We start from the raw sequence: 15,394 nt of genomic DNA, 5'->3' as shown, positions 1-15,394 counted from the left end.
CAATGCCCCGAACGATCCGAACGCTCGCACGTGAAGAAGTGCAAACCCTTGTCGATTGGGCGGCGGCGGAAGGCTGGAACCCCGGCCTCAGCGACGCCGCGCTGTTCCAGGCAGCCGACCCGCAGGGCTTCATCGGCGCCTTTGTCGACGGCGAGATGGCGGCCGGCATTTCAGCCGTTGCCTATGGCGAGGAATTCGGCTTCATCGGCCTGTATATCTGCCGGCCGGACAGGCGTGGCCAAGGCCATGGTAAGGCCGTTTGGGATGCCGGCATGGCGCGGCTCGACAACCGCACGATCGGCCTCGACGGCGTCGTCGAACAACAGGCCAACTACCGCAGCATGGGTTTTGCGCCGGCCTACCGGACGATACGGCTCATGGGGTCGTCGAATGCCCCGGCAGCCGCCGGCAGCGACATTCGCGCCGTAGGGCCGGAACTCGTGCCGGACATACTGGACTATGACCGCCGCTTCTTTCCCGGCCCGAGGCGATCCTTCCTGGAGCAATGGCTGCGCCCGCCGCATATGGCCCATGCGATCGTCAAGCACGGCGCCATTGCAGGATATGGCGTCGCGCGCCAATGCCGGGACGGCTGCAAGATCGGCCCGCTCTTTGCCGACAGCCTGGATGCAGCGAGCCGTCTCTTCGCCGCACTCGCGCACATGTCCGGTCCCGGAAACGTCCATCTCGACGTGCCCGAGACCAGCGGGCAATTTGCAGATTTGCTGTCGTCCGCCGGCCTTCAACCCGGCTTCGAGACAGCTCGGATGTACAAGGGAAGGGCGCCGCAGCTCATGCAGTCCGGGGTTTTTGCAATAACGACGTTGGAGCTTGGCTGAAACGGTGCAAGCCGACGTCTAGCGTAAAGTCGGGCAACACGAATACCTGGTCTATTTTTCCTGAACCGAAATGCCGGAATCGTCGATACGAAGTTCCACGCCTTTCGGCTTAGTCTCCTCGCGATAAACGTAAATGCCCAAGGCAATGACGGCGACGACCAAAGCGCCGATGATGAGATAAAGATAGTTCTGCTTCATCCGCTGTCGTTAACAACATGATGTGGGCGAGTCTAGCAGTTCGGGTATCAGGACGGCGGCCGGAGACGCACGTCGATCAGCCATCCAGCCGGTCGCGCAGCATGCTCCAGGGGAGCACCATGTTTGGTGCATGCCGCACCAGGCTATGGAACGGGATCGGCGACGGCGGCGCAAACGGCAGCGGCAAATCCTGAGGCTTTGTTCCATCAGCCCAGTCGGCAAGCACCTCGCCCATGGCAGTCGTCATGGCGATGCCGCGCCCATTGCAGGCAAAGCCCGCAACCAGGCCGGGGCCGAGATCGACGAGGTGCGGCAGGAAGTCGGGCTCGACCGCAGCCATCCCCGACCAGCTGTAGTCGATCGGCGGCATTCCCGGGAGATCGAGATGCCTGGCAAGCCGTCGCCAGATCGCCCGCGGCACCCGCGTGTCGGCACCGGGGCCAAAAACATGCATGCCGCCGGTTATCAGCCTGTTTTCGCCATCGAAGCGGAAGGTGAAAAGATTGCGCCTGGTGTCGCCGACGCCTTGCCCGCCCGGAAGCAACCGGGTGCGGTATTCGCGCGGCAGCGGCGCCGTCGCGATCTGGAAGATCTTCAGTGGGAAGTAGGTTCGCTGGAGCGTACGCTCGAGCTGTCCGCCATAGGCGTTGGTGGCGACCAGCACTTTTTCGGCACGGACCGAACCGGAGGCCGTCTTCAGAGTCCAGCCACCCCCTGTCCGCTCGATCGATTTAACCCGCGTATGTTCGAAGATGCGCGCACCGGCCTTTTCCGCCGCGTCGGCGAGCCCGCGCGCATATTCGACCGGATTGAGGACGCCACCCGATCTGTCGATCCAGCCACCGAGATAACCGCGAACCCCGGTCAGCTCTTCGACCGCCTGTCTATCCAGCGCGACAGTCTGTCTTCCGCGTTGTGCCCATTGTTCGGCGCGCGATCTGGTCTTTTGCAAAGCGGCCGGTGAATGGGCTGGTTGTATCCAGCCGCTCTGGACGGCATCGCATTCGATGGCATGCCGCTTGATCAGGGCAAAGACGAGGTCGGCGCTGCCGGCGGCGAAATCGACAAGGCGTTCGCCGCGTTCGGGCCCAAGCTGGGCAATGATATCGTCGGGGTCTCTTTTCGCGAAATTCGGCACGACGAAGCCGGCGTTCCTGCCGGTTGCCCCCCAGGCGATGATTTCCGCCTCGAGGACGGCCACCGAGATGCCTCTTTCGGCGGTGTGCAGCGCGGTTGAAAGGCCCGAAAATCCGCCGCCGACTATCGCCAGATCGACATCGAGTGCACCTTCGAGCGCCGGCCGGTCGCGGCGGTTGCGGCCGACGGCGTGCCATAGCGAAAGGCCGCGTGGCACGGCAACGTTGCTCATGACCGTGCAGCGCTCTCGTCCGGAGCCGCTTTCGCGCCCTTGCCGAACCTTGCGCGTCGCGGCCTGTCGCCGAACAGGCCGTTCGGCCTGACCAGAAGGATGACGCACAGCATCACGCCGATGGCGACGATCTGCAGTGAGGCGGCGCGGGCCTGCTGTTCGGGCGAGAACAACACACTCGTCAAGGCTCCTGATCCGGCCCAGATCGCCCAGACCAGGATACTGCCGATGACGGCGCCGATATTGCTGCCCGAGCCGCCGACGATCAGCATCACCCAGACCTGGAAAGTCAGCGCCGGCAAATAATTGTCCGGGGCGATGAAGCCGGTGAAATGCGCCTGCAGCGCACCGGCCAGCCCCATGATGGCGCCGCCGACGGCAAAGGCCTGGACCCGGTAGAACCGCGCGCTTTTTCCCAGCGATATCGCGGCCCGCTCATCCTCGCGCAGCGCCTTCAACACGCGCCCCCACGGGCTGCGCGACAGATGCTCCAGCGCGAGATAGACGATCAGCGTCACCACCGAGACGACGGCAAGATTCGACAGGTTGAACAGTAATGGGGTTTCGGCAAGACCGCCGAACGGACGCGGAATGAAGCCGATGCCGAACGGGCCGCCGGTCAGCGTCTGGGCATTGAGAGCCACCAATTGCACGACGACGGCGACGCCAAAGGTGGTGATCGCCAGATAGTCCGATCTCAGGCGCAGCGTGGCGATGCCGGTGATGGCGGCGGCGACACCGCCCACCAGCATGGCGCCGAGCCAGCCGACAAGGATCGGCAGATCGAAGCCGCCGAGTCGCGCGGCATCGTCGGGCGTGGTCAGCAGTGCCGAGGTGTAGGCGCCGATGGCAACGAAGCCGGCGACCCCGACATTGAAAAGCCCGGTCAGCCCCCATTGCAAATTGAGCCCGAGCGTGACGAGCGAAAAAATCAGCGCGGTGGTCAGGAAGAAAGCGCCGTAGCCGAGCAGATCCATCAGCGTTCCCCCACTCCGAAAAGGCCGATGGGCCGCACGAACAGCACCGCCATCAGGATGATGAAGGAGATGGCCGCCCGCCATTCGGCGCCGATCAATTGCACCGCGCCGGCTTCGGCCAAACCGATGATCAAGCCGCCGAGAACGGCGCCGGGCACACTGCCGATGCCGCCGAGGATGGCGGCCGCGAACATCGGCAGCAGCATCTCGAAACCCATGAACGGGCGGATCTGAATGAGAATGCCGATCATGACGCCGGCGACACAGGCCAGCCCCCCGCCGATGATCCAGGTGACGCGCACGACTTTGGCGACGTCGATACCGACAATGCGGGCAAGTGCCGCGTTCTGGCTCAACGCCTGCATCGAGCGGCCGGTCTGGGTACGCGTCATCAAAAGATGTACGCCGAGCACCAGAACGGCGGTCAGCAGCAGCAGCGCGATTTGGTCCGGGGTGATGCGAATGCCGAAGCCTATCGGCATGGCGATCTGGATCGCCCGGCTGAAATAGGTCGGACGCGAGGTGAAGATGAATTCGAGCAGGCTTCTCAGCGCCATCGAGGCGCCGAAGCTCGCCATCACCACGATGATCGCCTGGCCCTTGGCGCGCAGCCGCGCGAACAGCACCATGTCGAGCGCCAGCGCCAGCAGGCCGGTGGCCGCCATGCCGATGATGAGCGCGACGATCAGCGACCAGCCGAAGGAGAGGGGTGCGATCGGCGCGATCTTGCCGAACATCGCGCCGATAGCGCCAACCACGGCGAGCGTCGCATAGGCGCCCCAGGCCATGAAGTCGCCATGGGCGAAGTTCGAGAAGCGCAGGATTGAATAGGTGAGCGTCACGCCGATGGCGCCGAGGCCGATCATCGAGCCTGCCAGCAGCCCGTCGGCGACGAATTGCAGGTTCATGCCGCGCCTCCTTTTCCAAGGTGGGGGCGGCGCTGGCCAAGATAGAGCTCGGCGACGACAGGATCGTTCCAGAGCTCGGAGGCGATGCCCTGGTGCCGGTCCTTGCCCTCGACCAGCACGTAGGCGCGATCGCCGATCGCAAGCGCTGCCTTGGCGTTCTGTTCGACCAGCAGAATGGTGACGCCGGATTTGCGGATACCGGCCAGCATCTCGAACACCATCGCCACGAATTTCGGTGACAGGCCGGCCGACGGTTCGTCGAGCACCAGCACCGTGGGATGGACGATCAACGCCCGGGCGACGGCCAGCATCTGCCGCTGTCCGCCCGAGAGATTGCCCGCGGCCGTTCTGCGCTGACGGGCGAGATCGGGAAAGGCCGCATACATTTCCTCGATGCGGGCAGGGATCTCGCGCGGCCTCAGGATGCCGCAGGCGACCTTCAAATTGTCCTCGACCGACATCAGCGGGAAGATGTTTTCGGTCTGCGGCACGAACGCAAGGCCAAGGCGGACCATGGTGTGGGCGGGCGCCGCCGTGATGTCCTTGCCGTCCAGCAGCACGGTGCCGCCGGTGATCGGGACAAGGCCGGCGATGGCCTTGATAAGGCTCGACTTGCCGGCGCCGTTGGGACCGAGGACGACGACGATCTCGCCCTGGTCGACGGTGATCGAAGCGCCGCGCACGATCGGCACGCCGGGCTCATAGCCGGCTTCGAGACCGCGGACGTCGAGTACCGTTTGGCTCATGCAGCGCCTCCGAGATAGGCCTCGATGACGCGCGGGTCGCGCGCAACCTCGTCCGGAGTGCCCTCGCACAGCAGCTGGCCGCTTGCCATGACCAGCACCCGGTGGCAGAGCCGCGTCACCATGTCGATATTGTGCTCGATCAGCAGGAAGGTGATGCCGCTTCTGTTGATATCGCGGATGCGGTCGATGATGACTTCAAGAAGCGTCGCATTGACGCCGGCCGCAGGTTCGTCGAGCAGGATGATTGCCGGATCGGCCATCATGACGCGGGCCAGCTCGAGCAGCTTGCGCTGGCCCCCCGAAAGCACGCGCGCCGGCTCGTGCGCCAGGCGGGCGAGCGTGACGAGCTCAAGCAATTCGATGGCTCTCGTCTCGGCCGCCCGCTCTTCGGTGGCGACCCGCCGCGGCGTCAGGAAATTGGCGAGCAGTCTTTCTCCGGCCTGCCCCTGCGCGGCCAGCATGACGTTTTCGATCAGTGTCAGATTGGGCAAGGGCCGGGGGATCTGGAACGTGCGGCCAAGGCCGCGGCCGATGCGGCGATGGGCAGCTTCCCCCGACACCGATACGCCGTTGAGAAGGATTTCGCCGCTGGTCGGCAGGATGCTGCCGGCCAGCAGGTCGAACATCGTGGTCTTGCCGGCGCCGTTCGGACCGATAAGGCCAAGTATTTCGCCTGGCGGGACGTCGAACGAGACATTGTTGACCGCGACAAGGCCGCCGAAGCGTCTGACGACGTTCCTGGCCGTCAGAACCGGCGTGCGGATCTCCTCCTGCCGTTCTGTCGTGTCGCCCATCAATCCCTCTGGCCTAAAGCGATCTTCGCCGCCTATGATTTGTGATCACACTTGCTTTGATCACGCTATTCGGCTTTAATTTCTTCCGCAAGCCGAAAACGGGCCGAATGGCCACCGGGAACGCCATGCAGAAGGCCGCCATCGAACGGAATAACGAAACGATCGCAGCCCAGCTTACGCCGGTCGGCCGCGAAACCGTGCAGGATCGCGTCTATTCGGAGCTGCGCCGTGCCTTGATCGGCGGCCTTTTTGAGCCGAGTCAGGTGCTGACCATCCGTGGCCTCGCCGACGCGCTGATCACCAGTACCATGCCGGTGCGTGAGGCGCTCGGGCGGTTGATCACCGAGAAGGCGCTGGAGGCGCTTCCCAACCGCTCGGTGCGCGTGCCGCCTATCACGCTGGAGCGTATCGACGACCTCTTGCGCGCCCGCTCCCTCATAGAGGGCGAAGCGATAGCACTTGCCGCTACACGCATGAATTCGCGCCAGATAGCCACGGTCGAAGCCATGCTGGGCCAATGGGACGAGATGCGGGCGCTGAAGCACAAGAAGGATATCGACCGCGAGGCGACGCTCAACCAGAGCTTCCACTTCGAGATCTACCGATGCTGTGGCTCCGCCGTGCTGATCCCGATGATCGAGAGCCTGTGGCTGCAATCCGGGCCGTGCATTCGCGTGGCCATTTACGCATTTTCCGATGCCGGTGAAGTCGATACCGCCCACTACCATCGTAGTATCGTCGCAGCGCTTTCCAGGCAGGATGCCCAGGCAGCGCGCGAGGCGCTGGTGGCGGACATCAGCCGGCCCTTCGCCTTCCTGCGCGACAAGCTCCAATCCGCAAGCAAAGAAGGATTGAGGGCATGACGACGCCTGGCATCAGGATCACCGAGCCACGCTCGAAGCTTTCCGTGACCGCGCTGCTGTTGCCTGAAAAGGCGCCCGACAACGCCGCCTTCCTGCTGGCCTATCTCGAGCAGCCGCGCGTCGTTGCCGGCATCCATGCGATGTGGACCGGGCCGGAAATCTCCTGCCCGGTTCCATCAGCCGAACTTGAGGGCCAAACCTATGCCAGGCCCTTGCCGGCGGAGAACGCAACGCTAACGCCGCAGCCGGGTGACATCGTGTTGTCCTACGTGCCGCCGCGCATGTGGGGCGGCAACCCGAATGCCATCTTCGACATCGGCTTGTTTTATGGACCGGGCGCGCGCTTGCTGTTCCCGATCGGCTGGCTTGCCGGAAGCGTCGTCGCGCAGGTGCGTCCCGAAGAGCGCGATCAATTCGCTGCCGCCTGTGGCGCGATCCGCCGCAACGGCGCCTGTGACATCACCTTCACCCGGGTGGAGATCTGAATGGCCGACGACAGTTTCGAACTCTTCGACCTTCGCGTCGAGGCGGTCGTCCCCGAGGGCAAGCCGATCTATTGCGGTGCCAAGGCCGGCGACTATTTCGAGTTGAAGGGCGAGATGCTGTCGATGCCGACGGGGCAGGGCTTCTCGATCTATTCCATTGCGGCAGTGTTGCCGCTTCTGGCCGCAAAGCAACGCCCGACCCACAGGAACGACTGGATGACTTCGGATGCCGAGATCGCCTGTCCAGATCCCAATTGCGCCAGCCGGCTCAGGATCGTCAGGACCGGCAAGCGGTGGTTCAGTCATTCAGAAACCACGGCTGTGCCGCTGCCCAAGGAGACTGACCAGAGATGACCGCCAAGGCGTTCGAGCTCAGCCCCGGCTACACGATCTCGCGCGTCATTCGTGGCGGCTGGCAGCTTGCCGGCGGGCACGGCGCGATCGACCGCCAACAGGCGGTAACCGACCTGATCGCCACGTTCGACGCCGGCATCGGGACCTATGACTGTGCCGACATCTATACCGGCGTCGAGGAACTGATCGGTGCCGCGCGCCTGCGGCTTGCCAATGAGCGCGGCCTCGACGCCGCCGCCAAGATGAAGGTGCACACCAAGCTGGTGCCTGACCTCGAAAGGCTTTCCAGCATCAGCCGCGACTACATCAGCAGCATCGTCGACCAGTCGCTGCGGCGGCTGAAGACCGAGCGGCTCGATCTCGTTCAGTTCCATTGGTGGGACTATGCGCTGCCGGGCTACGTCGATGCGATGGGCTGGCTCAACGACCTGCGTCTCCGAGGCAAGGTGCGCAACATCGGCACCACCAATTTCGACACGCCGCGGCTGGCCGAGATCCTGGCCGCCGGCGTGCCGCTGGTCAGCCAACAGCTGCAATACTCGGTACTCGACCAGCGGCCGGCCAACAGCCTTGCGGCGCTCGCCAGCCAGCACGGCGTCAGTTTCCTCTGCTACGGTTCGGTGGCGGGCGGCTTCCTCAGCGAAAAATGGCTAGGCGTTGCCGAGCCTCAAACGCCACTCGAAAACCGGTCGCTGGTCAAATACAAGCTGATCATCGACGACTTTGGCGGTTGGGAGCTTTTCCAGGAGTTGCTTCGCACACTGAAGGCCGTCGCCGACCACCACGGCGTCGACATCGCCACCATCGCCAGCGCCTGGGTGCTGGAGCAGCCGCAAGTGGCGGCCGTCATCGTCGGCGCCCGCAACCAGGCGCACGCCCTTGCCAATGCCAGAATCATGGACGTCGCGCTCGATGCCGACGACCGGGCGAGGATCGCTGCCGTGATCGCGCAAAGCCGTGGGCCGCTGGGCGACGTCTACACATTGGAACGCGACCGTCACGGCCGCCACGGCTCGATCATGCATTACAATTTGAATGCAGGCAGGAAATGAGCGCGGCCATGGACGAGAAGCCCTCCTTGCTTTCCCGCGCCAGTGCCGAAGTGGTCGATCTCCACCGCTTCTTCGTCGACTGGTTCAATGCGGCGAGTGCGGACAATGCAGATTTCAGCCGCTTCGAACGCGTCATGGGCGAAGGCTTCTGCATGGTTGCGCCGGACGGTCAGGTCCTCGATCGTGACGCGGTGCTCGACCATGTCAGGGCAAGCCGCGCCACCTCTGATGGCGATTTCAGTATCTCGATCGAGGATATCCGGGCCGGCTGGCAGTCAGACGACACGATCGTCGTCTGTTACATCGAAGCACAGCAGCGCGGGGGCAAGCACAGCCGCCGCCGCTCGAGTGCGGTCTTCACCACCAGCTCATCGGCGCCCAACGGCGTCGAATGGCGACATCTGCATGAAACCTGGCTGCAGATGCCGGAAGACTGAACAGGCTCAAGGCGTCAATGAGAGTCGTGTAACGAAAGGGGAACAACAATGAAAAAGACCATACTTCAGATCACCACTGCGCTGGCTCTGGTGACAGCGGCCGGTGCAGCGCAGGCCGCGGATTGCAAGATCACGGTCGGCCTCGTCATGGAACTGACCGGTCCCGCCGGCGAATACGGCCAGGCCGGCGCAAAATCGGTCGAAATGGCCTTCCGCGATATCAACGAGGCGGGCGGCGTGCGCGGCTGCGACCTAGCAACCGACACCCGCGACAGCCAGAGCCAAGGCAACATCGCGGTCGATGCCGCGACACAACTCGTGCAGGTCAAGAAGGTGCCGGTGATCATCGGCGGCATCATTTCCTCGGTGTCGATCCCGATCCTGACCTCGGTCACCGCTCCGGCCAAGATCGTCCAGGTGTCGCCTGCTTCCTCGTCGCCGACGCTGACGGCGCTTGGGCGCGACGGCAAGACCAACGGCATCTTCTTCCGCACCATCACATCTGATGCGCTGCAGGGTGTCGCTGCCGCCAAATACGCCATCGACAAGGGTTTCAAGAAGCTGTCGGTCATCCACGTCAACAACGACTTCGGCGTTAACATGGTGGCGGAATTCTCACGCGCCTATAAGGCGCTCGGCGGCACCATCGTCTCCGACACGCCCTACAATGAAAAGCAGTCGAGCTATGCCTCGGAAGTGACCGCGGCGATGGCCGGCGAACCGGACGGGCTTTATCTCGTCAGCACGCCTGTCGACGGCGCGACCATCGCCCGCACCTGGATTTCGCAGGGCGGTGTCCAGAAGTTCCTGCTCAATGACGGCATGAACAGCCCGGACTTCATCGAATCCGTTGGCGCGGATTACCTGAAGGATGCGTACGGCACTTCCTCCGGCACCAGCCCGACCGCATCGACCGAGTATTTCACCAAAAACTACAAGGAATTTTCGGGCATCGAACCCTCGAACCCGGCGGCCGATCGATCCTATGATGCCGGCGCCATCGTCGGCTTGGCCATCGCCATTGCCGGCTCTGAGGATCCGGCCAAGATCAAGGACGCGATGTACAAGGCGGTCGACCCGGCCGGCACGCCGATCTATGCCGGCAAGGACGAGTTCGCCAAGGCGCTCGGCCTGATCAAGGAGGGCAAGCCGATCCGCTACGAAGGCGTCATCGGTCCGGTCGCCTTCGATAAGTATGGCGACATCACCGGCCCGTTCCGGCTCTGGAAGATCATCGACGGCAAGGTGACGACCGACGGCGAAATGACGACGGATGACGTCAACGCCTTGCAGGCGAAACTTCAGTAAGCGCCTATGCCCCGTCCGGCATCGATCCCATTTCATTGAGGTCGATGCCGGACACTTGCAGGTCCTGCTGCCGGTTAGGCCGGCCCGGAAACGACCACCGCACCAGCGGCCGGCATGATCCAGGGGCAGGCATAGTAATCGGTGACGCGATTTATGATCCCAGCGGCTTCGATCCGAACCGGATGGGCCGGCTTCCAACCGTCTTCGCCATGGTGAAGCACGAGCAGCACCGCCTCGCTATCGATTATGCCAATCGCCATTTTCCAGGTCGTCGAGGCTCTTTCGTATTCAACGAAGTAAGGTGATTCCGATAGCCTTCCCTTGAAGCAATCCGCGACTTGCAATTGGGCATCCGCGCTGGTCAGCGCCCGTACCCCGTCCCAGTCGCGGCGATTGAACAGTTCGACATAGCGGCTGAGCAATTCCAGAAGTTCCGGATCGCGCTGGGGCTCCGAACGGACGATTGGCTCGCCTGACAAGGCGGCCAATTTGGAGCGGCCACGGCTCAACGCGGCCTTGACGCCACCCACGGTCGAGCCGACGAGATCGGCGATCTCTTCCAGCGAATAGTCGAAGACATCCTTGAGCAGGACGCAGGCGCGTTCCTTGGGCGGCAGGTGGATAACCAGCCGTTCGATCGCGCGATCCGCGCCGTTGCCCACCGGCTCGACCGGCAGGATGATCTCGTCTTCGACGAAATTGGCCTCCGCATGCTGACGCACCTGCCGGCTTCGCAGGAAATCGATGCAGCGATTATGTGCAATGCGAAACAGCCAGGGGCGAAGAGCACTCGCATCGTCCAGCTTCTCGATCTTCCGATAGGCCTCGAACAGCGCCTCTTGCATCACGTCTTCGGCGTCGAGCGTCGAACCGGTCATGCGTGCACAGTAGCGGTGCAGCCGCCCACGCAAATGCGCGACTGTCTCCAGGAAGCCGGCGTAGCGGACGTCGAAAAGCCCGGTCGGGTCAAGTCTTGGCTGCATCTTCATGGGCATTCAATTCGGCGGCGGATCACAGCGGGACATAGGTCAGCGTAATGACGCCGTTCTTGAAACGGTGCGTATCTATAAGCTCCAGCTTGACCAGGGATGGGTCGACATCCTGGAAAGCGCGTTTGCCATGCCCGACGCGGGTCGGCACGATCGAGAGTTGATACTCGTCGACAAGCCTGTTGGCGAGCAGCGTCTGGTCGAGATTGCTCACTCCATACTTCAGTATGTTGCCGCCGGCCTGTTGCTTGATCCTGGCAATTTCGGCAGCGACGTCGCCTTCGATCAGCGATGCGTTCCAGCTCACCTCCTTGAGGCCGCGCGACGCAACGAGCTTCTTCAGTCCGTTCATGCGGTCCATGTACTTGCTGCCTTTGACCTGCGGCCAGCGCGCCGAAAACATTTCATAGGTGATGCGGCCGAGCAGGAAAAAATCGGCCTCGCCGGCCTTTTCATAGGAGTGCTCCTTCATCTCCTCGTCGAAGAAGGGCGAGGCCCATTCCATTGGCGCTTCGATGACGCCGTCCAGCGAAATGAAGCTGCCCACGATCAATTTTCTCATCGCATATCTCCGGTTGCGCACAGGCGTCCCGTGAGACCCAAGAACCGGCGAAAACGAAACGGCCCGATGGATAACCACAGGATGCAGTCTCTAGGACGTTCCCGGTTCGACTTTGGATACGCGTGAGGATCGTTTGAGTTAATAGAGCGGCTTGGCCATGTGCCGGGGCGTCGGCCACTCCGTCGTAATCCCCGGCTGCACTGGCCGCTCCAGATAGGTCGATAGCACCACGTAACTTCGCGTCGAGGTGACGCCGGGTGTTTCGTAGAGGCGCGACAGCAGGCCTTCGAGCGCCCGCGTGTCCTCGGTGCGGACCTTGATCAGCATGCATGTGTCGCCGGCCACCGAATGGATCTCCTCGACTTCGGGATGTTCGGAAATCGCCATCAGCTCCGGCGTCTTTCCCCACCCCTTGGTATCGATATGGACGAAGGCGAGCAGCGGCTTGTGTACCGCCTTGGGATCGATGATGGCCGCGGTGTTGCGGATGGCGCCACTCCGCCGCAGGCGCTTGACGCGTTCATGGACTGCCGGCGGCGAAAGGCCGACGCGGTCGCCGAGCTCGGCATATCTGATCGTCGCGTCGTCGACCAGGACGCCTAATATTTTTCGGTCGATTGCATCGATATCGCGGGCGGCAGGCCTGTTCTGCGGAATGCCATCTGTTTCTTCATCCATATTAAAATTCCCGATTGATGCAGAATTTAATACGGCCATTATTGCCATATGTCGAACAGTGATCAAGTCGCCACATTCGCAGCGGCCCCCAAGCCGCCAATCCCGGCACTCGCTTACCTGCTGACCGGGTGCATTGCCGTGATCGGCTCGAACTCGCTTGTGCTCGGTCCGATTGCACCGGCGGTGGCCGCGTCGTTCGGCACAAGCGTGCCGGCGGTCATGATCGCGTCCGCCGCGTTCGGGCTCGGTACGTCGGCAAGCGCCTTGTTCCTAGCGCGCTACATCGACCGGCTCGGCGCCCGCCGCATGCTGCAGGGAGCGTTGCTGCTGCTGGCAATAGCGCTCGTCGCCAGCGCTGCGGCGCCGACGGTGACGGCGCTGGTCGCGGCCCAGCTTCTCGCCGGCATTGCTGCGGGTGTCGCCATGCCGGCAATCTATGCCAGCTCCGCCGCGATTGCGCCGCCCGGTCGTGAAAGCGGGACCATCGGCGTCGTGCTGACCGGCTGGACGCTGAGCATGGTCGCCGGCGTTTCGCTGTCGGCCGTACTTGCCGACCTGGTGCATTGGCGCGCCGTGTTCGCGGCGGTCGCGGTGCTCGCAACACTCGCATTGGCCAGCCTCACGTTGACGTTGCTCAGCGACGTCAGGAAGAGCGGTCCGGCACCGACGCCGCTGGGCGCCTTGGGTGTTCCCGGCATAGTGCCGCTTCTGGTCGCCTGCGCCGCCTTCATGACGGCGTTTTATGGCGTCTATGGCTATCTCGGCGATCACCTTCACAACGGCCTGGGACGGCCGGTCAGTGCCAACGGGCTGGCCGCGCTCGCCTATGGCGCCGGCTTTGGCACGGCGGCACTTCTTGACGGCGTCATCGATCGTCTGGGCGCGCGGCGGGTCATGCCGTTTGCCTATCTGCTCGTCGCGCTCGTCTATGTCGCGATTGCTGCGGCAAGTGGCAGCTTCGGCCTGACCATAGCGATGATAGCCGTCTGGGGCCTTGCCAATCATTTCGGGCTGAACGTCCTGGTGATGCGCCTATCGGCGCTCGACCCTGCGCGCCGCGGCACGATCATGGGTTTGAACAGCGCGGTGACCTATCTCGCGGTGTTCGTCGGCACCACGGCGTTCGGGCCGCTTTATTCCACGTTCGGGTTTGCGGCATCGGCGGTGGTTGCAGCCTTGCTCATGCTGATCGCTGCTGCGGCAGCGGCGTGGCGTTCGCCGAAGCTATAGCGCAGCAAGGCTTGCGTCTCGGCCCGGTCCTTCGATAGATGCTCGTTGGATGGACAATACAACGCTTGAGACAACCGCCAATCCCTTGCCGCACGAGCTGGCTTTTCTTGGAGAGCGGCTTGCGGCGTTCAACGACAGCGATGTCGGCGCCTCCGGCAGGAAGACATTGGCCGTGTTCGTGCGCGATGAGCACGGCGCGATTGTCGCCGGCATCTCGGGATACACCGCCTGGGGCTGGCTCTATGTGCAATGGCTCTGGGTCGATGAAAAGCTGCGCGGCCAGCGCATGGCCGGCCGGATGCTCGAGGCAGCCGAGAGGGAGGCGATGGCGCGCGGCTGTCACGGCGCCTGGATCGACACGTTCAATCCCAAGGCCGCCAAGGCCTATGAGCGCCAAGGTTATCGACCGTTCGGTGCGCTCGCCGACTTTCCCATTGGCCGAAGCCGTATCTTCCTGCAGAAGAAATTGGTGGCTTAACTAGCCGGCAAGGCGTCCGCCGCACATCGGCTGTGGCACGCCGGTCGTGCTGGGGAAGCTGATCGGCAAGCCCCTAAGCACGCGCACAGCCAGGAAGGCAAAACACTCCGCCTCCACCGCGTCGCCCTTCCAGCCAAGCGCCTCCGCCGGCACGGCTTCGACGCCGGCGCGGCTGGCAAGCATGGCCATGATCGTTGGGTTGTGGCGACCGCCACCGCTGACCACCAGCCGCTTCGGCCGGCGCGGCAGAAGATCGAGCGCCTTGCCGACCGCGGCCGCGGTGAAGGCCGTCAGCAGGGCAGCGCCATCCTCGGCATTCATCCCGTCCGCCATCGAGGCGCCGAAATCGAAACGGTCCAGCGATTTCGGGTATGGCATGGTCAAGTACGGGTGCTGCAGGAGCTTGGCCAACCGTGCCTCATCGACCGTCCCGACGCGAGCCAGCGCGCCGTCGCGGTCCATTTCGCCAAGCCCCTTCGACTTGATGAAGTCGTTCAGCGGCGCGTTGGCGGGTCCGGTATCGAAAGCGATGACATTGTCCTTGCCGTCCCACCAGGTGATGTTGGCGACGCCGCCGAGATTGAGCACCGCCGTGTCGCCGCTGGCGTCGGCTTCGCGCAGCAGCGCGGCGTGATAGGCCGCCGACAGCGGCGCGCCCTGGCCGCCGGCGCGCATGTCGGCCGAGCGGAAGTCATAGGCGACCTTGGTGCCCAGGATGGCATGCATCAGCTCGCCATCGCCGAGCTGGCGACTCTGGCCCAGTCGGCCTACTTGCGGGGCACGGTGCAGCACGGTCTGGCCATGAAAGCCGACGACGCCGATGTCGGCCATGGTCAGGCCGTGGCTTTCGACAAGATCCTTGACCGCCGCAGACTGGGCGCGCGTCAGCGCCTCCTCTGCCTCGTGGAAGATTGCCGGTTCCGGCCCGGTGAAATTCCAGTTCCTTGCCTGCCTAAGCGTCTCTTCCAGCAAGGTCCGGATCGACTGCGGGTAGGGGGCCAGCGTGTAGGTGCCGAAATCCGCGATCCGCTCGCCGTCGGTCTTGATCAGCGCGACGTCGATATTGCCGTCCAGCACGGTGCCGGTCATCAAGCCGACGGCCCACATTGGTTCGCCATTTTTCATGA

General features: G+C 63.6%; 19 protein-coding genes. 9 read left to right on the top strand and 10 right to left on the bottom strand.

All coding sequences use genetic code 11. The features are described 5' to 3' along the window. Positions 1-2: 2 nt before the first annotated feature. On the top strand, positions 3-839 hold the full coding sequence (locus NKH29_RS21615; RefSeq protein ID WP_352547470.1) for a GNAT family N-acetyltransferase: 837 nt from the start codon (positions 3-5) through the stop codon (positions 837-839). A 51-nt stretch (positions 840-890) separates the two neighbouring features. On the opposite strand, the gene NKH29_RS21610 is transcribed toward NKH29_RS21615, so the two are convergent. The 6 genes from NKH29_RS21610 to NKH29_RS21585 form a co-directional block, all read right to left on the bottom strand. After that, positions 891-1,037 carry a hypothetical protein gene (locus NKH29_RS21610; protein ID WP_023716676.1) on the bottom strand — a complete coding sequence of 49 codons (147 nt, stop codon included), beginning with the start codon at positions 1,035-1,037 and terminating at the stop codon, positions 891-893. A 76-nt stretch (positions 1,038-1,113) separates the two neighbouring features. Next, positions 1,114-2,406 carry an NAD(P)/FAD-dependent oxidoreductase gene (locus NKH29_RS21605; RefSeq protein WP_352789769.1) on the bottom strand — a complete coding sequence of 431 codons (1,293 nt, stop codon included), beginning with the start codon at positions 2,404-2,406 and terminating at the stop codon, positions 1,114-1,116. Beyond that, entirely contained in the window at positions 2,403-3,386 is a 984-nt protein-coding gene (locus NKH29_RS21600) for a branched-chain amino acid ABC transporter permease (RefSeq protein WP_352482888.1), read from the bottom strand. The genes NKH29_RS21605 and NKH29_RS21600 overlap by 4 nt, the downstream gene beginning before the upstream one ends. Further along, entirely contained in the window at positions 3,383-4,291 is a 909-nt protein-coding gene (locus NKH29_RS21595; RefSeq protein WP_352547474.1) for a branched-chain amino acid ABC transporter permease, read from the bottom strand. Before NKH29_RS21595 ends, NKH29_RS21600 begins: the two co-directional genes overlap by 4 nt. Next, positions 4,288-5,037 (bottom strand): ABC transporter ATP-binding protein, encoded by a 750-nt coding sequence (locus NKH29_RS21590; protein ID WP_352547475.1) that lies wholly within the window; start codon positions 5,035-5,037, stop codon positions 4,288-4,290. The genes NKH29_RS21595 and NKH29_RS21590 overlap by 4 nt, the downstream gene beginning before the upstream one ends. Continuing rightward, on the bottom strand, positions 5,034-5,831 hold the full coding sequence (locus NKH29_RS21585; RefSeq protein ID WP_353000545.1) for an ABC transporter ATP-binding protein: 798 nt from the start codon (positions 5,829-5,831) through the stop codon (positions 5,034-5,036). Before NKH29_RS21585 ends, NKH29_RS21590 begins: the two co-directional genes overlap by 4 nt. 125 nt (positions 5,832-5,956) lie before the next feature. On the opposite strand from NKH29_RS21585, the gene NKH29_RS21580 reads away from it, so the two are divergent. Genes NKH29_RS21580 through NKH29_RS21555 form a run of 6 tightly spaced genes read left to right on the top strand, consistent with a single transcriptional unit; the run spans position 5,957 to position 10,330 of the window. Beyond that, positions 5,957-6,694, top strand: a complete 738-nt coding sequence (locus NKH29_RS21580; protein WP_084642406.1) for a GntR family transcriptional regulator — start codon at positions 5,957-5,959, stop codon at positions 6,692-6,694. Then, entirely contained in the window at positions 6,691-7,179 is a 489-nt protein-coding gene (locus NKH29_RS21575; RefSeq protein ID WP_352482754.1) for a DUF3830 family protein, read from the top strand. Before NKH29_RS21580 ends, NKH29_RS21575 begins: the two co-directional genes overlap by 4 nt. Further along, positions 7,180-7,533: a TIGR04076 family protein gene (locus NKH29_RS21570; RefSeq protein ID WP_352482752.1), complete on the top strand. Its 354-nt coding sequence runs from the start codon at positions 7,180-7,182 to the stop codon at positions 7,531-7,533. Continuing rightward, positions 7,530-8,585 carry an aldo/keto reductase gene (locus NKH29_RS21565; protein ID WP_352789773.1) on the top strand — a complete coding sequence of 352 codons (1,056 nt, stop codon included), beginning with the start codon at positions 7,530-7,532 and terminating at the stop codon, positions 8,583-8,585. Before NKH29_RS21570 ends, NKH29_RS21565 begins: the two co-directional genes overlap by 4 nt. Before the next feature lie 8 nt (positions 8,586-8,593). Continuing rightward, on the top strand, positions 8,594-9,022 hold the full coding sequence (locus NKH29_RS21560; protein ID WP_023716686.1) for a DUF4440 domain-containing protein: 429 nt from the start codon (positions 8,594-8,596) through the stop codon (positions 9,020-9,022). 48 nt (positions 9,023-9,070) lie between these two features. Continuing rightward, positions 9,071-10,330 (top strand): ABC transporter substrate-binding protein, encoded by a 1,260-nt coding sequence (locus NKH29_RS21555; RefSeq protein WP_352482748.1) that lies wholly within the window; start codon positions 9,071-9,073, stop codon positions 10,328-10,330. A gap of 74 nt (positions 10,331-10,404) precedes the next feature. Here the strand turns inward: NKH29_RS21555 and NKH29_RS21550 are convergent, their stop codons facing one another. The 3 genes from NKH29_RS21550 to NKH29_RS21540 all read right to left on the bottom strand — a co-directional run bounded on the left by NKH29_RS21550 (position 10,405) and on the right by NKH29_RS21540 (position 12,559). Further along, complete coding sequence (locus NKH29_RS21550) at positions 10,405-11,319, bottom strand: sigma-70 family RNA polymerase sigma factor (protein WP_353000544.1); 915 nt, start codon at positions 11,317-11,319, stop codon at positions 10,405-10,407. A gap of 22 nt (positions 11,320-11,341) precedes the next feature. Further along, positions 11,342-11,881, bottom strand: a complete 540-nt coding sequence (locus tag NKH29_RS21545) for a dihydrofolate reductase family protein (protein WP_352547478.1) — start codon at positions 11,879-11,881, stop codon at positions 11,342-11,344. 138 nt (positions 11,882-12,019) lie between these two features. Then, complete coding sequence (locus NKH29_RS21540; RefSeq protein WP_353000542.1) at positions 12,020-12,559, bottom strand: Lrp/AsnC family transcriptional regulator; 540 nt, start codon at positions 12,557-12,559, stop codon at positions 12,020-12,022. A 48-nt stretch (positions 12,560-12,607) separates the two neighbouring features. On the opposite strand from NKH29_RS21540, the gene NKH29_RS21535 reads away from it, so the two are divergent. Both NKH29_RS21535 and NKH29_RS21530 read left to right on the top strand, forming a co-directional pair. Then, complete coding sequence (locus NKH29_RS21535; RefSeq protein ID WP_023716690.1) at positions 12,608-13,789, top strand: MFS transporter; 1,182 nt, start codon at positions 12,608-12,610, stop codon at positions 13,787-13,789. A 49-nt stretch (positions 13,790-13,838) separates the two neighbouring features. After that, a complete protein-coding gene (locus tag NKH29_RS21530) occupies positions 13,839-14,267 on the top strand; it encodes a GNAT family N-acetyltransferase (RefSeq protein ID WP_352482743.1) in 429 nt (142 codons plus the stop codon). On the opposite strand, the gene NKH29_RS21525 is transcribed toward NKH29_RS21530, so the two are convergent. After that, on the bottom strand, positions 14,268-15,392 hold the full coding sequence (locus NKH29_RS21525; protein WP_352789777.1) for an anhydro-N-acetylmuramic acid kinase: 1,125 nt from the start codon (positions 15,390-15,392) through the stop codon (positions 14,268-14,270). Between the last annotated feature and the right edge of the window lie 2 nt (positions 15,393-15,394).

Source organism: Mesorhizobium sp. M1295 (assembly GCF_040318135.1).
In the GTDB taxonomy this organism is placed as follows: Bacteria; Pseudomonadota; Alphaproteobacteria; order Rhizobiales; family Rhizobiaceae; genus Mesorhizobium.
Note: the sequence above shows the minus strand (reverse complement) of the source record. Positions and strands in the feature narration are given on the sequence as shown.